The sequence below is a fragment of the Enterobacter cloacae complex sp. FDA-CDC-AR_0132 genome (assembly GCF_003010695.1).
Lineage (GTDB): Bacteria > Pseudomonadota > Gammaproteobacteria > Enterobacterales > Enterobacteriaceae > Enterobacter > Enterobacter ludwigii.
In genome coordinates, this window is record NZ_CP027618.1 from 2,702,808 (window position 1) to 2,721,597 (window position 18,790).

16 protein-coding genes are annotated in these 18,790 nt (G+C 55.7%); 8 read left to right on the forward strand and 8 right to left on the reverse strand.

The genetic code is table 11. The features are described from left to right. Window positions 1-27: 27 nt before the first annotated feature. The 4 genes from htpG (at window position 28) to AM379_RS13070 (ending at window position 5,195) form a co-directional block, all read left to right on the forward strand. Complete coding sequence (gene htpG / locus AM379_RS13055; RefSeq protein ID WP_014168914.1) at window positions 28-1,902, forward strand: molecular chaperone HtpG; 1,875 nt, start codon at window positions 28-30, stop codon at window positions 1,900-1,902. Between the two features lie 192 nt (window positions 1,903-2,094). Continuing rightward, the gene (adk, locus tag AM379_RS13060) at window positions 2,095-2,739 is read left to right on the forward strand and encodes an adenylate kinase (RefSeq protein ID WP_006809841.1); all 645 of its coding nucleotides are present in this window, start codon (window positions 2,095-2,097) and stop codon (window positions 2,737-2,739) included. A 125-nt stretch (window positions 2,740-2,864) separates the two neighbouring features. Beyond that, on the forward strand, window positions 2,865-3,827 hold the full coding sequence (gene hemH / locus AM379_RS13065) for a ferrochelatase (RefSeq protein ID WP_025204839.1): 963 nt from the start codon (window positions 2,865-2,867) through the stop codon (window positions 3,825-3,827). A 63-nt stretch (window positions 3,828-3,890) separates the two neighbouring features. After that, window positions 3,891-5,195 carry an inosine/guanosine kinase gene (locus AM379_RS13070; protein ID WP_020885178.1) on the forward strand — a complete coding sequence of 435 codons (1,305 nt, stop codon included), beginning with the start codon at window positions 3,891-3,893 and terminating at the stop codon, window positions 5,193-5,195. An 89-nt stretch (window positions 5,196-5,284) separates the two neighbouring features. Here AM379_RS13070 and ybaL read toward each other — a convergent pair whose 3' ends face one another. Both ybaL and AM379_RS13080 read right to left on the reverse strand, forming a co-directional pair. Beyond that, window positions 5,285-6,961 (reverse strand): YbaL family putative K(+) efflux transporter, encoded by a 1,677-nt coding sequence (gene ybaL / locus AM379_RS13075; protein WP_014168917.1) that lies wholly within the window; start codon window positions 6,959-6,961, stop codon window positions 5,285-5,287. Window positions 6,962-7,190: 229 nt separating this feature from the next. Further along, window positions 7,191-8,399, reverse strand: a complete 1,209-nt coding sequence (locus AM379_RS13080; protein ID WP_032677549.1) for an MFS transporter — start codon at window positions 8,397-8,399, stop codon at window positions 7,191-7,193. A 169-nt stretch (window positions 8,400-8,568) separates the two neighbouring features. Between AM379_RS13080 and ushA the strand changes: the two genes are divergently transcribed. Then, window positions 8,569-10,221: a bifunctional UDP-sugar hydrolase/5'-nucleotidase UshA gene (gene ushA, locus AM379_RS13085; protein ID WP_025204836.1), complete on the forward strand. Its 1,653-nt coding sequence runs from the start codon at window positions 8,569-8,571 to the stop codon at window positions 10,219-10,221. An 89-nt stretch (window positions 10,222-10,310) separates the two neighbouring features. On the opposite strand, the gene ybaK is transcribed toward ushA, so the two are convergent. The 3 genes from ybaK to copA all read right to left on the reverse strand — a co-directional run bounded on the left by ybaK (window position 10,311) and on the right by copA (window position 14,333). Next, a complete protein-coding gene (gene ybaK / locus AM379_RS13090) occupies window positions 10,311-10,790 on the reverse strand; it encodes a Cys-tRNA(Pro)/Cys-tRNA(Cys) deacylase YbaK (RefSeq protein WP_020885175.1) in 480 nt (159 codons plus the stop codon). A gap of 199 nt (window positions 10,791-10,989) precedes the next feature. Then, window positions 10,990-11,784 carry a TraB/GumN family protein gene (locus AM379_RS13095; RefSeq protein WP_025204835.1) on the reverse strand — a complete coding sequence of 265 codons (795 nt, stop codon included), beginning with the start codon at window positions 11,782-11,784 and terminating at the stop codon, window positions 10,990-10,992. Window positions 11,785-11,834: 50 nt separating this feature from the next. Next, window positions 11,835-14,333, reverse strand: coding sequence for a copper-exporting P-type ATPase CopA (copA, locus tag AM379_RS13100; RefSeq protein ID WP_106503776.1), 2,499 nt, complete (start codon window positions 14,331-14,333; stop codon window positions 11,835-11,837). 108 nt (window positions 14,334-14,441) lie between these two features. Between copA and cueR the strand changes: the two genes are divergently transcribed. Then, window positions 14,442-14,852, forward strand: coding sequence for a Cu(I)-responsive transcriptional regulator (gene cueR, locus AM379_RS13105; protein ID WP_040016804.1), 411 nt, complete (start codon window positions 14,442-14,444; stop codon window positions 14,850-14,852). On the opposite strand, the gene AM379_RS13110 is transcribed toward cueR, so the two are convergent. Both AM379_RS13110 and AM379_RS13115 read right to left on the reverse strand, forming a co-directional pair. After that, window positions 14,843-15,301: an NfeD family protein gene (locus AM379_RS13110; protein ID WP_047356125.1), complete on the reverse strand. Its 459-nt coding sequence runs from the start codon at window positions 15,299-15,301 to the stop codon at window positions 14,843-14,845. The two genes, cueR and AM379_RS13110, sit on opposite strands and share 10 nt — an antisense overlap. Next, window positions 15,298-16,212 (reverse strand): SPFH domain-containing protein, encoded by a 915-nt coding sequence (locus AM379_RS13115; RefSeq protein ID WP_014168925.1) that lies wholly within the window; start codon window positions 16,210-16,212, stop codon window positions 15,298-15,300. Before AM379_RS13115 ends, AM379_RS13110 begins: the two co-directional genes overlap by 4 nt. 217 nt (window positions 16,213-16,429) lie before the next feature. Here AM379_RS13115 and fetA point away from each other — a divergent pair, with 217 nt between their 5' ends. Next, complete coding sequence (fetA, locus tag AM379_RS13120; protein WP_041162451.1) at window positions 16,430-17,101, forward strand: iron efflux ABC transporter ATP-binding subunit FetA; 672 nt, start codon at window positions 16,430-16,432, stop codon at window positions 17,099-17,101. After that, window positions 17,094-17,876, forward strand: coding sequence for an iron efflux ABC transporter permease subunit FetB (gene fetB / locus AM379_RS13125; protein ID WP_025204831.1), 783 nt, complete (start codon window positions 17,094-17,096; stop codon window positions 17,874-17,876). The genes fetA and fetB overlap by 8 nt, the downstream gene beginning before the upstream one ends. A 49-nt stretch (window positions 17,877-17,925) precedes the next feature. Here the strand turns inward: fetB and AM379_RS13130 are convergent, their stop codons facing one another. After that, window positions 17,926-18,780, reverse strand: a complete 855-nt coding sequence (locus tag AM379_RS13130) for a co-chaperone YbbN (protein ID WP_025204830.1) — start codon at window positions 18,778-18,780, stop codon at window positions 17,926-17,928. Window positions 18,781-18,790: the final 10 nt, after the last annotated feature.

Below are 18,790 nucleotides of genomic sequence, written 5' to 3' on the forward strand. Positions count from 1 at the left end.
TAAATGGCATTGTTGAGGTCGACATAGATGAAAGGACAAGAAACCCGTGGTTTCCAGTCAGAAGTAAAACAGCTTCTGCACCTGATGATCCATTCCCTGTATTCCAACAAAGAAATCTTCCTGCGTGAGCTGATTTCCAACGCCTCCGATGCGGCGGACAAGCTGCGCTTCCGCGCCCTGTCTAACCCGGATCTGTACGAAGGCGACGGAGAGCTGCGCGTGCGCGTCTCTTTTGATAAAGAGAACCGTACCCTGACTATCGCCGATAACGGCATTGGTATGAACCGCGACGAGGTCATCGACCATCTCGGGACCATTGCTAAATCCGGTACCAAAGCGTTCCTCGAATCAATGGGCTCCGATCAGGCGAAAGACAGCCAGCTGATCGGCCAGTTCGGTGTGGGCTTCTACTCGGCGTTCATCGTTGCGGACAAAGTTACCGTACGTACCCGTGCAGCAGGCGACAGTGCGGATCACGGCGTCTTCTGGGAATCTAAAGGCGAAGGCGAATACACCGTTGATGACATCACCAAAGCGGACCGCGGTACCGAAATCACCCTTCACCTGCGTGAAGGCGAAGACGATTTCCTGAATGACTGGCGCGTGCGCTCCATCATCAGCAAATACTCCGACCATATTGCCCTGCCGGTTGAGATTGAAAAACAGGAAGAGAAAGACGGTGAAACCGTGGTGTCCTGGGAGAAAATCAACAAGGCGCAGGCGCTGTGGACGCGCAATAAGTCTGAAATTAAAGACGACGAATACAACGAATTCTACAAACACATCGCCCACGACTTTACCGATCCGCTCACCTGGAGCCACAACCGTGTGGAAGGTAAGCAGGAGTACACCAGCCTGCTGTATATCCCGTCTCAGGCGCCGTGGGATATGTGGAACCGCGATCACAAGCACGGTCTGAAGCTGTACGTCCAGCGCGTGTTTATCATGGATGACGCCGAGCAGTTCATGCCGAACTACCTGCGCTTTGTGCGTGGTCTCATTGACTCCAACGATCTGCCGCTGAACGTCTCCCGTGAAATTCTGCAGGACAGCACCGTCACCCGCAACCTGCGTAATGCACTGACCAAACGTGCGCTGCAGATGCTGGAAAAACTGGCGAAAGACGATGCAGAAAAATACCAGACCTTCTGGAAACAGTTCGGTCTGGTGCTGAAAGAGGGCCCTGCGGAAGATACATCCAACGTAGAAGCCATTGCTAAACTGCTGCGTTTCGCTTCCACTCACACCGACTCCTCTGCGCAGACCGTGTCGCTGGAAGAGTACGTCTCCCGCATGAAAGAAGGGCAGGAGAAGATCTACTACATCACCGCCGACAGCTACGCCGCGGCGAAGAGCAGCCCACACCTCGAGCTGCTGCGTAAGAAAGGCATCGAAGTACTGCTGCTCTCTGACCGCATCGACGAATGGATGATGAACTACCTGACCGAGTTCGACGGTAAGGCGTTCCAGTCCGTCGCCAAAGCCGATGAGTCGATCGATAAACTGGCCGATGAAGTGGACGAAAGCGCGAAAGAAGCGGAGAAGGCGCTGGAGCCTTTCGTTGAGCGCGTGAAAACGCTGCTGGGCGATCGCGTGAAAGAGGTGCGTTTCACTCACCGTCTGACCGATACCCCGGCCATTGTCACCACGGATGCGGATGAAATGAGCACCCAGATGGCGAAACTGTTCGCTGCGGCGGGCCAGGCGATGCCAGAAGTGAAATATATCTTCGAGCTGAACCCGGATCATCCGCTGGTGAAACGCGCGGCGGATACGCAGGACGAAGCACGCTTTGCCGAGTGGGTTGAGCTCCTGCTGGATCAGTCTCTGCTGGCCGAGCGCGGCACGCTGGAAGATCCTAACCTGTTCATTAAACGTGTGAATGCGCTGCTGCTGGCGTAATTGACCCGCCTCCCCCTGGTCTTCTCCCTCTCCTATGGGAGAGGACCGGGGGAGGGCACCAGACCGCTCCTTCCCGTTAATCTCCCTTCATTAACCGTTTCAGCCCGCCTGCCTTCCTTGAGCCATATCCGTTCTGGTGGTATTGTTTAGCGCTTTTGAAAAATTGAATCGACTTTTGAGGGGATTTTCGCAATGCGTATTATTCTGCTTGGCGCTCCGGGCGCGGGTAAAGGAACTCAGGCTCAGTTCATCATGGAGAAATACGGTATTCCGCAAATCTCCACCGGTGATATGCTGCGCGCCGCTGTTAAATCTGGCTCCGAGCTGGGTAAACAAGCGAAAGACATCATGGACGCAGGCAAGCTGGTGACCGACGAGCTGGTTATCGCTCTGGTCAAAGAGCGCATTGCTCAGGAAGACTGCCGTAACGGTTTCCTGCTGGACGGCTTCCCACGCACCATTCCTCAGGCTGATGCCATGAAAGAAGCGGGCATCAACGTGGACTACGTGCTCGAGTTCGACGTGCCGGACGAGCTGATCGTTGACCGTATTGTTGGTCGTCGCGTACACGCTGCATCTGGCCGCGTTTACCACATCAAATTCAACCCGCCTAAGGTTGAAGGTAAAGATGACGTTACCGGTGAAGAGCTGACCACCCGTAAAGACGATCAGGAAGAGACCGTGCGTAAACGTCTGGTGGAATACCATCAGATGACCGCTCCGCTGATCGGTTATTACACCAAAGAAGCGCAGGCGGGTAACACCAAATACGCGAAAGTTGACGGCACCAAAGCCGTTGCTGACGTTCGTGCAGAGCTGGAAAAAATCCTCGGCTAATTGCACCTCTCTCACCCGGGCTCTCCGGGTGAGAAAAATTCTCATCTTACCTATTGCAGCAATGGGTTTCGTTTAAACGCTTTTCCGCTACAATTGAAAACCATTCAAATGGTTAAGAGGCGTGAATGAGTCAGGCGAAAACCGGCATCCTGCTTGCCAATCTGGGTACACCAGATGCACCGACATCAGAAGCGGTAAAACGCTACCTGCGACAATTTTTAAGCGACACGCGCGTCGTGGATACCCCAAGACTGTTGTGGTGGCCGCTGCTGCGTGGCGTCATTCTGCCGATTCGTGCCCCACGTGTAGCAAAGCTTTATCAGTCCGTCTGGATGGAAGAGGGCTCACCGCTGATGGTGTATAGCCGTCGGCAGGAAAAAGCGCTGGCTGCCCGTCTGCCGGATATGCCCGTCGCGCTGGGCATGAGCTACGGTAAACCGTCACTGGAAAGCGCGGTCGACTCACTGCTGGCGCAGGGCGTCGACCACATTGTGGTGCTCGCCCTTTATCCGCAGTATTCCTGCTCGACGGTTGCCGCCGTCTGGGATGAGCTGGCTCGTATTCTGGCGACCCGCCGCCGTATTCCTGGCGTGACCTTTATTCGCGATTACGCCGATAACGAACGCTATATTAAAGCGCTTGCCAGTAGCGCGCGCGCGTCGTTTGAAAAACATGGCGAGCCGGATCTGCTGTTGCTCTCCTATCACGGGATCCCGCAGCGCTTCGCCAATGAAGGGGATGATTACCCGCAGCGCTGCCGCGACACCACCCGTGAGCTGGTCTCTGCCCTCGGCCTGCCGCCAGAGAAAGTGATGATGACCTTCCAGTCGCGTTTTGGCCGCGAGCCGTGGTTAACGCCTTATACCGACGAAACCCTCAAAATGCTCGGTGAGAAGGGCGTGAAACATATTCAGGTGATGTCACCCGGTTTCTCCGCCGACTGTCTGGAAACGCTGGAAGAGATTGCCGTGCAGAACAGAGAGTTCTTCCTCGAGGCGGGCGGAACGAAATACGAATACATTCCGGCCCTTAACGACTCGCCTGAGCATATCGAGATGATGGTGTCGCTGGTGACAAACAGCCGCTGATCGCACTATGGGCCGGGTTTGTGCTACCATTCCCGGCCCACAATCCTTGCACAGTTCAGACCCATGAAATTTCCCGGTAAACGCAAATCTAAACACTACTTTCCCGTTGATGCCCGCGATCCGCTCCTGCAGCAAATCCAGCCGGAAAATGAAACCAGCGCCGCATGGGTCGTCGGTATCGATCAGACGCTGGTGGACATTGAAGCTAAAGTGGATGATGCGTTTGTCGCTCGTTACGGTCTGAGCGCCGGTCACTCGCTGGTGATTGAGGACGATGTTGCCGAAGCCCTGTATCAGGAGCTGACGCGTGAAAACCTGATCACCCATCAGTTTGCCGGTGGCACTATCGGCAACACCATGCACAACTACTCGGTGCTTGCCGACGACCGCTCTGTGTTATTGGGCGTCATGTGCAGCAACATCGAAATTGGTGGCTACGCCTACCGTTACCTGTGCAATACCTCCAGCCGCACCGATCTGAACTACCTTCAGGGCGTTGACGGGCCGATTGGCCGCTGCTTCACGCTGATCAGCGATTCCGGCGAACGTACCTTTGCCATCAGCCCCGGCCACATGAATAAGCTACGTGCAGAGAGCATTCCGGAAGCGGTGATTGCGGGCGCGTCTGCACTGGTGCTGACGTCGTATCTGGTGCGCTGTAAACCCGGTGAGCCGATGCCGGAAGCCACCATGAAAGCGATTGAGTACGCGAAGAAATACAATGTGCCGGTCGTTCTGACGCTGGGTACCAAATTCGTGATAGCCGACAACCCCGAGTGGTGGCAGGCCTTCCTGAAGGAACACGTCTCGATTCTGGCGATGAACGAAGAAGAGGCTGAAGCGTTGACCGGCGAGAGCGATCCGCTGCTGGCCTCCGATAAAGCGCTCGACTGGGTCGACCTGGTGCTCTGCACTGCCGGACCGGTAGGGCTGTATATGGCAGGCTTCACGGAAGAAGAGAGCAAACGCAAAACGCAGCATCCACTGCTGCCTGGCGCCATTGCCGAGTTTAACCAGTACGAGTTCAGCCGCGCGATTCGCCATAAAGATTGCGAAAACCCGCTGCGTATTTACTCCCACATCGCGCCGTATATGGGCGGGCCAGAAAAGATCATGAACACCAATGGCGCGGGAGATGGCGCACTGGCGGCGCTGCTGCATGACATCACTGCGAATGCCTACCATAAAACCAACGTCCCGAATTCCAGCAAGCACAAATTCAACTGGCTGACCTATTCGTCGCTGGCGCAGGTGTGTAAGTACGCGAACCGCGTGAGTTATCAGGTGCTGAACCAGCACTCGCCGCGCTTAACCCGCGGTCTGCCGGAAAGGGAAGATAGCCTCGAAGAAGCCTACTGGGACCGGTAAAGGCAAAACGGCAACCTTGCGGTTGCCGTATTCGTGTTTGTACTCTCTCCCGGTGGGAGAGGGTCAGTCAGGGGCTGCAGGAGGCACACTTACCCCGTCACCACCTCGTCAACCGGCGGTTTCGTTAACAGCGTCAGCATCGCTTTTGCAATTTCGCGTTCACCCATCACCACCTGATCCGCACCACGTTCGGTAATGTACTCCACCTCATCGTCATAATGGGCGCGGGCAATGATCTCAATATTCGGGCACTTCTCACGTGCGGACGCCACAATTTCACCCGCTTCATAGCCGTTTGGAATGGTCAGCAGCAACCAGCGCGCGCAGTCCAGATGCGCGAGATTCATGATCTCTTCGTTTGCCGCATTGCCCAACACCGCGCGAACGCCGCGCTCGCGCAGCTCGTCGACGCGGGTACGTGATGTTTCAATCACCACCAGCGGGATCCCCTGCGCCATCAGCTTCTCACCGAGCAGGCTTCCTACGCGACCAAAGCCGACCAGCAGGGCATGATTGCAAATATCCACCGGGATCTGCTTCTCTTCTTCGATAGCTTCTTCCAGCGTCTGCTCTTCCAGCGTTTCGGTTTTATCGAGGTATTTTTCCAGCAACGCAAACAGGACCGGGTTCAGCATGATGGAGAGGATCGCTCCGGCGAGGACCAGGTTTTGCCCGGCCTGCGGCAGCAGATTCAGCGCCATACCCAGGCCTGCCAGAATAAAGGCGAACTCACCAATCTGCGCCAGGCTGGCGGCGATGGTAAGAGCGGTACGCGGCGAGTGGCCAAACATCCGTACCAGGAAGAAGGCGGCAACCGACTTACCAAAGATAATAATCGCCAGAGTGCCCATCACGGCCAGCGGCTGCTGAACCAGAACCATCGGATCAAACAGCATCCCGACGGAGACAAAGAACAGGACGGCGAAGGCGTCGCGCAGCGGCAGCGTATCGTGCGCCGCACGGTGGCTCAGCTCGGATTCGTTCAGCACCATCCCGGCGAAGAACGCGCCCAGTGCAAAGGAGACGTCGAACAGTTCAACGGCACCGAAGGCAATCCCCAGCGCCAGGGCAAGGACAGACAGGGTAAACAACTCACGGGAGCCGGTGGCCGCGCTGCGGGACAGGATCCACGGCACCAGACGGCGGCCCACCAGCATCATAATGGTGATAAACGCCACCACTTTCCCGATGGTGATGCTCATGTCCAGCGCCAATGTCGCAAAGCCGACGCTCTCTTTTTCCATCATACCGGCGACGGCAGGCAGCAACACCAGTGTCAGCACCATCACCAGGTCTTCCACAATCAGCCAGCCTATCGCGATTTGTCCGCGCTGGCTGTCGATAAGCTGCCTCTCCTCAAGCGCGCGCAGCAGTACGACGGTACTGGCGGTTGAAAGACACAGCCCAAAGACGATACCGGTCATCAGCGACCAGCCAAGCACTGTCGAAAGCGCCATTCCCAGCAGCGTCGCTACGGCTATCTGTGCGATCGCTCCCGGTATGGCGATCGACTTTACCGCCATCAGATCCTTCAGTGAGAAATGCAGACCTACGCCAAACATCAGCAGAATCACGCCTAATTCCGCCAGTTCGGGCGCCAGTTTGGTATCCGCCACGAAACCTGGCGTAAAGGGACCCGCCAGCACACCCGCTAACAAATAGCCCACCAGAGGCGAAATACGCAGTTTATTGGCAATCATGCCGAGGATAAAAGCGAGCACAAGTCCACCAACAATGGTGGTGATAAGCGGTGTGGCGTGATGCATTCCGTCTCCTTTCGTTGTGGGTGTTCCATTTGGTTAAAAAACCAAAAACCGAGTAATAGTTTATGACAATTTTTGCCGTTATGTTTATGAATAATTGTTGAAGTTTGAATAAAACAGCAATATGCGTGTAAAAAAGCGCATTTTGATAAATTAGGCGGGGGGATGCAGAAGAAACCCTTATGGCATCAGGGGGTCAGGTCGCCAAAGTAAAACTTTAGCGACCGTTATATTACGCTTTATGGCGGTTATCAGGCAGGAATATGGTCAACATCCCCAGAAGCGGCAGGAAAGCACAGATTTTATAGACCAGGAAGATGCTGGTGTGGTCGGCAATCATGCCCAGCACTGCTGCACCAAGGCCGCCCATGCCGAAAGCAAAACCGAAAAAGAGCCCGGAAACCATACCGATACGGCCTGGCAGCAGCTCCTGCGCGTAAACAAGGATGGCGGAAAACGCCGAGGCGAGGATAAACCCAATAATCACGGTCAAAATCCCCGTCCACTCCAGGCTTGCATACGGCAAAATAAGGGTAAACGGGGCCACGCCGAGGATAGAGCCCCAAATGACGTATTTGCGTCCGATTTTATCGCCCACAGGCCCGCCGATTACCGTCCCTGCAGCCACCGCAAACAGGAAGGCAAACAGGTGAAGCTGGGCGTTTTGGACCGATAATCCGAATTTTTGCATCAGGTAAAAGGTGTAATAGCTGCTGATGCTCGCCATATAGAAGTATTTCGAGAAAATCAGCACCAGAAGCACGGAGACGGCCAGAATGACCTTATCGCGAGGAAGGGGATTGATAACCTTCGCTTTAGGTTTACCTTTGTTCACGCGATGCTGCGCGGCATACCAGCGGCTGATCTGAATCAGTACGATAATCGCCAGCAAGGCTGCCAGCACAAACCACGCCACGTTACCCTTGCCGTACGGAGCGATGATCACCGCTGCCAGCAGTGGGCCGAGGGAGCTGCCAAAGTTACCGCCCACCTGAAACAGCGATTGCGCCAGCCCGTGACGCCCCCCGGAGGCCATGCGCGCCACGCGTGAGGACTCCGGGTGAAAGACCGACGACCCCGTGCCCACCAGCGCGGCGGCAATCAGCACTGCTTCAAAGCTGCCTGCCATTGCCAGCAGCACCAGCCCGCTCAAGGTAAAACACATGCCAATCGGTAGCGACCACGGCATGGGATATTTATCCGTCCAGTAGCCCACGACCGGTTGCAGAAGTGAGGAGGCCAGCTGGAAGGTCAGGGTGATCATCCCGATCTGCACGAACGTTAACGAAAACTCGGACTGCAGCAGCGGGTAGATCGCGAGAATCAACGACTGGATCATGTCGTTGAGCAGATGTGAAAGACTGATTGCGCCTAACACTTTAAACGAGGTGCGCGACGCCGGAGCGCCAGACACGGGCTGGGTTGATTCACTGATTGCCATAGAGATGAATACCACGTCTTTTGTTATTAGAAATGCAGGGTGTAATTATTATCCAACTAACATACCCGGCAGTGACATTTGAATAAAGTCGCAATTCTGAAAACTTATTTGTCTATTCTTATTAGTCACTGTAATTTTTGCCTTTGTCTATTGGTCAGGGAGAGAGAAGATGAAGTTAATGAAGCGGAGCGTCGCGCTGGCGCTGATCGCCGCCTGGGGTCTGGTTAGCCTGCCCGTGCAGGCCTATGAAAAAGATAAAACCTATAAAATCACCATTCTGCATACCAACGATCACCACGGCCATTTCTGGCGCAGTGAATACGGCGAATACGGTCTGTCGGCACAAAAAACGCTGGTGGATGGCATTCGTAAAGAGGTGGCAGCCCAGGGAGGCAGCGTACTGCTGCTGTCGGGGGGCGATATCAATACCGGTGTGCCGGAATCTGATTTACAGGATGCGGAGCCTGATTTCCGCGGCATGAATCTTATTGGCTACGATGCGATGGCCGTCGGTAACCATGAATTCGATAACCCGCTGACGGTGCTGCGTCAGCAGGAAAAATGGGCCAAATTTCCGTTCCTCTCTGCCAACATCTACCAGAAAAGCACCGGCGAGCGACTGTTCAAACCCTGGGCGCTGTTTAAGCGTCAGGATCTGAAAATTGCGGTCATCGGGTTAACCACCGACGATACGGCGAAAATCGGCAACCCTGAGTTCTTTACCGATATCGAATTCCGTAAACCGGCAGACGAAGCGAAGCTGGTCATTCAGGAATTGCAGCAGAACGAAAAGCCGGATGTCATTATTGCCACCACCCATATGGGCCACTACGACAACGGTGAGCACGGCTCGAATGCGCCGGGTGACGTGGAGATGGCTCGCAGCCTGCCTGCGGGCTCGCTGGCGATGATTGTGGGCGGTCATTCACAAGACCCGGTCTGCATGGCGTCAGAGAATAAAAAGCAGGTCGACTACGTGCCAGGCACGCCGTGTGCTCCGGACCGTCAGAACGGTATCTGGATTGTGCAGGCGCATGAATGGGGTAAATACGTGGGGCGTGCGGACTTTGAGTTCCGTAACGGCGAGATGAAGCTGGTGCACTATCAGCTCATTCCGGTCAACCTGAAGAAGAAAGTGACTTACCCTGACGGGAAGAGTGAACGCGTACTCTACACCCCGGAAATTGCTGAGAACGCGCAGATGCTCTCCCTGCTGACGCCCTTCCAGAATAAAGGCAAGGCGCAGCTGGACGTGAAGATTGGTACGCTGAATGGTCGTCTAGAAGGGGACCGCAGCAAAGTTCGCTTTGTGCAGACCAATATGGGGCATCTGGTGCTGGCGGCACAAATGGCGCGCACAAATGCCGATTTTGGCGTGATGAGCGGCGGCGGCATCCGCGACTCCATCGAAGGCGGAAACATAACCTATAAAGATGTGCTGAAGGTTCAGCCGTTCGGTAACATCGTGGTGTATGTCGACATGAGCGGTAAAGAGGTGATTGACTATCTCACCGCCGTGGCGCAGATGAAGCCGGACTCCGGCGCTTATCCGCAGTTTGCCAACGTCAGCTTTGTGGCAAAGGGCGGCAAGCTCAACGACCTCAAAATCAAAGGCGAGCCGGTCGACCCTGCCAAAACCTACCGCATGGCAACATTAAGCTTTAACGCCACCGGTGGTGACGGTTATCCGCATATCGACAATAAACCGGGCTATGTGAATACCGGGTTTATCGATGCGGAAGTGCTGAAGCAGTTTATCGAGCAGAATTCACCGATCGACGTGAATACCTACGAGCCGAAAGGCGAGGTGAGCTGGCAGTAGTGCGGTTTTGTGCCGGGGGGCGGCTACGCCTGACCCGGCCTGTATGAGAATCGTCGGCCCGGTAAGCACAGTGCCTCCGGGCCAATTCCTCAATCCCGTCGCGCAATATCCGCAAATGTCGCGTCCAGTATTTTCGCCAGATCGCCTGCGGATAGTTCAATATCCAGCCCGCGTTTGCCGCCGGAAATATAAATGGTGTCGAAGGTCTGCGAAGGGGCATCAATCAGCGTCGGCAGGCGTTTTTTCTGCCCGAGCGGGCTGATACCGCCAACAAGGTAGCCGGTAGTGCGTTGCGCAACCATCGGATCGGCCATATCCACCTTCTTTGCCCCCAGCGCTTTGGCCACTTTCTTGAGATCCAGTTGCCCGGCAACGGGCGTTACCGCGACGGCGAGGTGTTTCATATCACCGTTCACCGCCACCAGCAGCGTCTTATAAACCCGATCGGCGTTGAGCCCCAGTTTGCGCACCACTTCATCACCAAAATTCGTTTCGCTGGGATCGTGATCGTAGGTGTGGATCCGAAAGGGAATGTTGTTTTTTTCGAGTAACTTAACGGCGGGAGTCATAGCTATCCTTCTTACGACAGACAATTCATGCTGACAGCATACGCCTGACGTTTGTCTAAAAAATAGCACCATCTTGCGCAATAGTATTGGCAGTGATGGTCACTTTGAGCGACAATCGGCTCAACCGAAGGTCTCCTTCGGCATAATAAAAACGATGAAATTCCTCTTTGACGGGCCAATAGAAATATTGGCCATTTTTTTATTTCAGCAGTGACGGCAAATTCCCTTCTCCGTACAAATGTAACGCCCCGACAGCGACCACGTAACGCCCCGCAGGCAACGCATGTAACGTCTGCTGCCAGGCTTTGTTGCGTTCGTTCATCAGCACATCATACAACGATTCACTGAACGTCGACGGCAGCGCCAGTTTACCGTCCGTGGGCGGCGCATTCAGCCACCAGCCGATCATCGTTTGCAACAGACGCGCGTTGGTGTGCCAGTGGGTCAGGGTATCATCCAGCAGCATCAGCCCATCATCAGGAAGCTGGCGCAGCAGGGCTATCTGGCTGTCCGTGCCTTCGAGCTCAATGACTGACAAATGGCGTGCTCTCGCGGCATTCAACAGCTGGTAATCAATACCGTAATCCCCGCGTAGCCCCAGACGCTGCGCCTGAGTTGCCTGCAGGACCATCGCGATTTGCCACAGCGGCAGTGTGTCCAGCATGGAGAGCGACACGCCCGTCTCATCTGCGACGCGCGTCAGTTCAGCGAACTGCGTGTCGTTCAGACGTTCAGCCAGGGGGAGATCGCTTTCGAGGCCGGCAAACGGCGACGTCTGGCCCGAAATATCCGCTTCAACGACCAGCGCATCGGCGCTCTTCAGCAGTTTCATCAGACCGGCTGGCAGCGGGGACATATCCTGCGTGCCCATATGGATGCTGCCCACCAGGTGAAGGTGCTGCCCGCCGGGAAGCGAGATATCCATGCCGGGCCAGGCATAACGGCGGGGGAAGAGGGCGCGAAACGATGTTTTTATACGATTAAACAGACTCATACGCGCTCCATAAACGGAAAGGTTCATGCTAGCGCGTAGGAGAAGAAGGTTCAATCTTTCGGTTTAAACCGCAACAACCGGTTTGCGTTGCTCACCACGGTAATGGACGAGAGCGCCATCGCCGCACCCGCGACAACCGGGTTCAGCAGCGTGCCGGTCAGCGGCCACAAAATACCGGCAGCAATCGGGATACCGAGCGAGTTGTAGACGAAGGCACCCAGCAGGTTCTGCTTCATGTTGCGCAAGGTGGCTTTTGAAATCGCCAGCGCGTCCGCAACGCCCATCAGGCTGTGACGCATCAGGGTGATGGCGGCCGTCTCAATGGCGACATCGCTACCGCCCCCCATCGCAATACCCACTTCTGCCTGTGCCAGCGCCGGCGCATCGTTAATCCCGTCACCGACCATCGCCACCTGGCGACCCTGGCTTTGCAGCGTCTTGATGGCATCTGCTTTGCCGTCAGGTAACACCCCGGCAATGACCTCGTCAATCCCAGCTTCCCGGGCGATGGCGTTCGCCGTCACAGGATTATCCCCGGTCAACATCACCAGGCGATAGCCCGCGCGATGCAGGCGATGCAACGCCTGCACGCTGTCCTGGCGTAGCGGATCGCGAATTGCCAGCAGCGCCGCGGCCTTGCCATCAACGGCAAGCAGAACCGGGGTTGCGCCCTGAGAGGCTTGGTCTTTCAGGTCTTGTTCCAGGGCAGAGGTCTCAACGCCATGCTCCTTCAGCAGTGCCTGATTCCCCAGCAGCAGCGTGTGCCCTTCGGCGGTACCGCTGACGCCTAAACCGCGCAGGGTGCGGAAATTGCTCACCTGCGGCAGGCTGGCATTCCCGGCTTTCTCAATAATGGCGTGGGCCAGCGGGTGGCTGGAGCCTTGTTCAAGCGCCGCGGCGAGACGCAGCGCGTCATCCTGCGTGATGCCTGCGGTTATCACGGCCACTACCTGCGGTTTCCCTTCCGTCAGCGTGCCGGTTTTATCAAACACCAGCGTGTCCAGCGTGCTCGCCCGCTGCAACGCATCGGCATCCCGTACCAGCACGCCAAATTCAGCGGCACGGCCTACGCCTGAGATGATCGACATTGGCGTGGCAAGACCGAGCGCGCAAGGACAGGCAATGATCAGCACCGTCGTGGCAATCACCAGGGTATAAACAATTTGCGGTGCCGGGCCGAAGACATACCAGATAGCCGCGCTCAGCAGCGCGATACCGACCACGACCGGCACAAAAATGGCGGAGATTTTATCGGCCAGCTGACCAATTTCCGGCTTACTGCTCTGTGCCTGACGCACCATGCGAATAATGCGTGACAGCGTAGTATGGCTGCCGACCGCACTGGCGGTGAAAAGCACGCTACCGTCCTGCACCACCGTACCGGCATGAATGGCATCGCCCTGGGCTTTCTGTTGCGGGACGGGTTCTCCGGTCAGCATCGCTTCGTCAAACCAGGCTTCGCCCTGAGTGATTTCACCGTCGACGGGAACGCGGTCGCCGGTGGTCAGGCGCAGCGTCATGCCGGGTTGAACTTCAGCCAATGGGACGCTTTTTTCACCCGCATCCGTCACGACGCGCGCGGTCGGTGGGGTTAAATCCAGCAGGCGTTCCAGCGCTTTGGAGGAGCGCTGACGGGCGCGCGCTTCAAGCATATGGCCGAGGTTAATCAGGCCGATAATCATCGCGCTCGCTTCATAATAGAGATGACGCGCTTCCATCGGGAACCACTGGGGCCAGACGTTGACGCTCATGGAGTACAGCCACGCCGCACCCGTGCCGAGTGCGACAAGGGTGTCCATCGTCGCGGTGCGATTTTTCAGGCTTTTCCAGGCGCTGGAGTAGAAGTGACCGCCTGCGAAGACCATCACGGCAAGCGTAATCAATCCAATGACCAGCCACAGCATGCGGTTATCGTCGGTGACCATCATATTGTCACCGATCATACCCCACACCATGACCGGGACCCCAACCAGCAGCGCGACGATGGCCTGCCAGCGGAAGCGTTTCATGGTGGCGACGGCCGTTTCCTGCTGGCGTTCACGACGTTTGAGGTCATCTTCGATGGCCTCTGCGCCGTAGCCCGCTTTTTCAACGGCCTGCACTAAATCTGCGGCGGAGGCACTGCCCATCACCAGCGCAGTACGCTCCGCAAGATTGACCCGTGCCTGCGCGACACCCGGTACAGCCTGCAAGGCATTTTGTACCCGGGAGACGCAGCTGGCGCAGCTCATGCCGTTGATCAGCAGCTGTTGGCTGTCATCAATATCATCAGCTACCGGAAGCTCAGGAGTGGCCGCTGTCAGTGCTTCCGACGGGGATGATGACTCTGCCAGCGGTTTAGCCTTTGGGTGGCTCAGCTCCGCCCCATAACCAGCCTGTTTGATCGTATCAATCAGCGCATCCGCACTGGCGCTACCGGTGACGGCGGCGTGATCAAGGGTCACTTCAGCGCTGTCTACATCAGGACGCTGTTCCAGACTTTCTTTAACGCGTTTGACACAGTGGCCGCAGGAGAGGCCGTCCAGTGTCAGGTCAATAGTGTGAGACATAACAAAACTCCCGTATAATGATCTGGTCAGATGTTGACCGGCATAACGCTTTTCGCTAACTGTTATGAAGGTTAAACCTTCCATCAAGGGGAAGGTCAAGGGGGAAATGTGAATATCAGTGATGTTGCGAAAAAAACCGGATTGACCAGCAAAGCGATCCGTTTTTATGAAGAGAAGGGGCTGGTGACACCGCCGCTGCGCAGTGAAAATGGCTACCGCAGTTATACGCAACGGCATCTGGATGAACTGACGCTGCTGCGCCAGGCGCGGCAGGTGGGATTTAACCTTGAAGAGTGCGGCGAGCTGGTCACCTTATTCAACGATCCGGCACGCCATAGCGCAGATGTGAAAAAACGAACGCTTGAGAAAGTGGCTGAGATTGAACGCCACATTACCGAGTTACAGGCGATGCGTCAGCAGCTTCTGGCGCTGGCGGAATCCTGTCCGGGGGATGACAGCGCCGACTGCCCGATTATCGATAATCTGTCCGGCTGCTGTCATCGTAAGGCTCATGCCTGACAGGCTTTAACCCGCAGGGTTATCCCTTCCACCGCAATGACCTCAACCTGCGTGCCGGCGCTGAGGTCATCGTCGGCCACCACGGGCCATGAACTGTCGCCCACGCGCATATGTCCGCGCCCGTTAACCAGCGCCGTGTCGAGCGTAAAACGTTTGCCGACAATCTGCTGCCCGCGCTGATTGAGGTGGGCGTCGAGCGGTTTCTGGTCTGCCACCTGGCGGTTAAGCCAGCGCCACCACAGCCAGGCGGCCAACAGCGTCAGCACGGCAAATAACGCCCCCTGCCACGCCCAGTCCAGGGGCAGTAGCCAGACCACTAACCCGGTAATGACAGCGGCAACACCGCTCCAGAGCAGGTAACCGTTGCCGCCAAGCATCTCCGCGGCCAGCAATAAGCCACCGAGGCTTAGCCAGAATGCATGAGGATGTGCGACGATTAGCTCAATCATTTTTTGCGCTCGTTTCCGCTGTCTTTGATAAGTTCCGTGATCCCGGCGATGGAGCCCATCAGGCTGCTGGCATCCAGCGGCATCATCACCACTTTGCTGTTGTTCGCGGAGCCAATCTCTTTCAGCGCGTCAGTGTATTTTTGCGCAACGAAGTAGTTCACCGCCTGGATATCACCCGCCGCAATTGCTTCAGAGACCATCTGGGTGGCGCGGGCTTCCGCTTCTGCAGAACGTTCACGGGCTTCCGCCTGTAAGAAGGCAGACTGGCGTTCACCTTCCGCTTTCAGGATCTGCGACTGTTTTTCCCCTTCGGCTTTCAGGATCTCTGCCTGACGTACCCCTTCAGCTTCCAGAATGTAGGCGCGTTTGGTCCGTTCCGCTTTCATCTGCGCGTTCATGGAGGCGATCAGCTCTGCCGGTGGGCGCACGTCACGGATCTCAATACGGGTAACTTTGATCCCCCACGGGTTGGTGGCCTCGTCGACAATGTGCAGCAGGCGGGTGTTAATGCTGTCGCGCTGAGAGAGCATCTCGTCCAGCTCCATTGAACCGAGCACGGTACGAATGTTGGTCATCGTCAGATTTACGATAGCCAGCTCCAGATTGCTGACTTCATAGGCCGCTTTTGGCGCATCAATAACCTGAATAAAACAGACCGCATCAATGGTGACGTTGGCGTTATCCTTGGAGATCACTTCCTGGGAAGGAATATCCAGCACCTGTTCCATCATATTGATTTTACGTCCAATCCTGTCCATGAAAGGGACAATCAGGCTTAAACCCGGCTGGAGCGTGTTGGTGTAGCGGCCAAAGCGTTCAACGGTCCACTGATACCCCTGTGGGACAATTTTGACGCCAGCGCCGACAATAACCAGCGCAACGAAAATAAGGACAGGTATAACGATAAGCATAAAAACCTCCTGTTTTGCATGCTGTGACGAAGGGAACTGCGTGTGTGTTATAAGTCAGTATATCGGCTAACGGGCTGAAATTCGCCCCTGTAAAGAAGGGGGCGCGACGAATACCGGTAAAACCTTTACTCCAGCCATCGACACACCCTATTCGCGCTGCGTTCGTGAAAGGATTATTCTACGCGTGGTTGCAATAAAGGTGGTTACAGGATGCATGATGAACAATAAAAATACGCTCTTGCAGGTCAGGGATGTCGGTTTTCGTGTGGCAAATACCACGATCCTTCAGCATGTCGATTTTTGTCTTTCCCCGGGTGAGTTCAAACTGATAACAGGGCCGTCAGGCTGTGGTAAAAGCACGTTATTAAAGATTGTCGCTTCACTGCTCAGCCCCACTGAGGGCGCTATTCTGTTTGAAGGGCAGGATATCGCGACACTGTCGCCAGAAAGCTATCGCCAGCAGGTCTCTTACTGCGTGCAAACCCCTTCGCTGTTTGGGGACACGGTTTATGACAACCTGGTCTTTCCGTGGCAAATCCGTCATAAAACGCCGGAGCCAGAAAAATTTATCACCGATCTGGCCCGCTTTGGCCTGTCGAAAGAGACGCTGACTAAATCCATCAATGAATTATCGGGCGGCGAAAAGCAGCGTGTTTCGCTGATTCGCAATCTGCAGTTTTTGCCGAAGATATTGTTACTGGACGAGATCACCAGCGCGCTGGATGAGGTGAACAAACGCAACGTTAACGAGATTATTCATCGTTACGCAAGCGAGCAGAATATTGCCGTGCTGTGGGTTACGCACGATTCAAACGAAATTACCCATGCGGATGATGTCATTACGCTTGAGCCGCAGGGCGGGAAAATGCAGGAGGCAAACCGTGGGTGAGCATAATATTACGAATACGTCGCTGGCGTTTTCGATGGTGCTGGTACTGATCGCTATTGTGGTGAGCTACCGGGAAAAGCTGGGCCTGGAGAAAGATATTGTCTGGAGTATCTGCCGCGCGGTTATCCAGCTCATTATTGTCGGCTATGTGCTGAAGTATATTTTTAACGTCAACCACGCGGTGCTGACGCTCCTGATGGTGCTGTTTATCTGCTTTAACGCGGCGTGGAACGCGCAGAAACGCAGTAAGTATATCGATAAGGCGTTTGTCTCATCGTTTATCGCCATTACAACCGGGACGGCGCTGACGCTGGCGGTGCTGGTGGTGTCCGGCTCAATCGAGTTTACGCCGATGCAGGTTATCCCTATTTCCGGGATGATTGCGGGGAACGCTATGGTGGCTGTAGGACTGTGTTACAACAATCTCGGCCAGCGATTTAGCAGTGAACAACAGAAGCTGCAGGAGAAATTAAGTCTGGGGGCGACACCGAAAATGGCCTCGGCGGTACTGATCCGCGACAGCATCCGCTCGTCGCTGATCCCAACGGTGGATTCCGCAAAAACGGTTGGGCTGGTTAGCCTGCCGGGAATGATGTCGGGGCTGATTTTTGCCGGTATCGATCCGGTCAAAGCCATTAAATATCAGATCATGGTGACCTTTATGCTGCTCTCTACGGCCAGCCTGTCGACCATCATTGCCTGCTATTTAACCTATCGGAAGTTCTACAACGCGCGCCATCAGCTGGTGGTGACGCAGTTGAAAAAGGCGGGGTGACCGCCTCTTTTGCAGGCCCGGTGAGCGCAAACGGCACCGGGCCTGTTCATCAGTAGAGCAGGGCGTACAACTGACGGCGGTACGTCGACGCCAGCGCATCGCCGGTGCCCAGCGCGGCCAGGATCTCCTGGAACATTTTCCGCGCCTGACCGTCGGCGGCACCCAGATCGTTTTGCAGATGGCTGAACAGCAGTGCCAGCGCTTCTTCGTTACGTCCCACCTGATGCAGCTGCAGCGCCAGCTGGCTTGCCAGCGCGGCATCGGTCGGGTTATCGGCAACCTGCTGTTGAAGCTGCTGGATCTCCGGCGTGTCCGCCGCCTGTTTCAGCAGATCGATCTGCGCGACCAGACCCTGATAACGGGTATCCTGATCCTGCAGTGGAATGGTCTTCAGCACAGCTTCCGCATCGTCGGAACGGTGCAGGGCAATCTGCGTTTCCGCAAGGAGCAGGCCAATCTGGCTGTCCTGTTTCGACAGCTGCCACGCCTCTTTGAGCAGCGGCAGCGCTTCGTCGTATTTGCCTTCCTGCATCAGTCCCATGGCTTCCTGCGCCTTCAGCTCTTCCTCGCGCGGCAGGACTTTATCCAGCAGGGCGCGGATCGCTTCTTCAGGCTGTGGCCCCTGGAAGCCATCAACAGGTTGACCATTCTGGAACAGATAGACGGTAGGAATCGCGCGCAGGCCAAACTGAGACGCCACCATAGGCTCAGCGTCACAATCCAGTTTGGCGAGAATGAACTGGCCATTGTATTGCGCGGCAAGGCTTTCGAGTACCGGCGTCAGCTGCAGACAGTGTTGGCTACGCTCAGACCAGAAGTAGAACAGCACCGGTTTGGTCATGGACTGTTCGAGGGTCTGTTGCAGGTTTGCTTCAGTAATATTGACGATATTCTGTACGGACATGCGGCCTTCT

Bases quoted from the DNA above. Each gene is read 5' to 3' on its own strand.
- AM379_RS13130 (WP_025204830.1), bottom strand. From the start codon at position 18,780: ATGTCCGTACAGAATATCGTCAATATTACTGAAGCAAACCTGCAACAG.
- AM379_RS13115 (WP_014168925.1), bottom strand. From the start codon at position 16,212: ATGCTTATCGTTATACCTGTCCTTATTTTCGTTGCGCTGGTTATTGTC.
- hemH (WP_025204839.1), top strand. From the start codon at position 2,865: ATGAGTCAGGCGAAAACCGGCATCCTGCTTGCCAATCTGGGTACACCA.
- AM379_RS13070 (WP_020885178.1), top strand. From the start codon at position 3,891: ATGAAATTTCCCGGTAAACGCAAATCTAAACACTACTTTCCCGTTGAT.
- AM379_RS13095 (WP_025204835.1), bottom strand. From the start codon at position 11,784: ATGAGTCTGTTTAATCGTATAAAAACATCGTTTCGCGCCCTCTTCCCC.
- ybaL (WP_014168917.1), bottom strand. From the start codon at position 6,961: ATGCATCACGCCACACCGCTTATCACCACCATTGTTGGTGGACTTGTG.
- fetA (WP_041162451.1), top strand. From the start codon at position 16,430: ATGAACAATAAAAATACGCTCTTGCAGGTCAGGGATGTCGGTTTTCGT.
- AM379_RS13080 (WP_032677549.1), bottom strand. From the start codon at position 8,399: ATGGCAATCAGTGAATCAACCCAGCCCGTGTCTGGCGCTCCGGCGTCG.
- AM379_RS13110 (WP_047356125.1), bottom strand. From the start codon at position 15,301: ATGATTGAGCTAATCGTCGCACATCCTCATGCATTCTGGCTAAGCCTC.
- ybaK (WP_020885175.1), bottom strand. From the start codon at position 10,790: ATGACTCCCGCCGTTAAGTTACTCGAAAAAAACAACATTCCCTTTCGG.
- ushA (WP_025204836.1), top strand. From the start codon at position 8,569: ATGAAGTTAATGAAGCGGAGCGTCGCGCTGGCGCTGATCGCCGCCTGG.
- adk (WP_006809841.1), top strand. From the start codon at position 2,095: ATGCGTATTATTCTGCTTGGCGCTCCGGGCGCGGGTAAAGGAACTCAG.
- htpG (WP_014168914.1), top strand. From the start codon at position 28: ATGAAAGGACAAGAAACCCGTGGTTTCCAGTCAGAAGTAAAACAGCTT.
- copA (WP_106503776.1), bottom strand. From the start codon at position 14,333: ATGTCTCACACTATTGACCTGACACTGGACGGCCTCTCCTGCGGCCAC.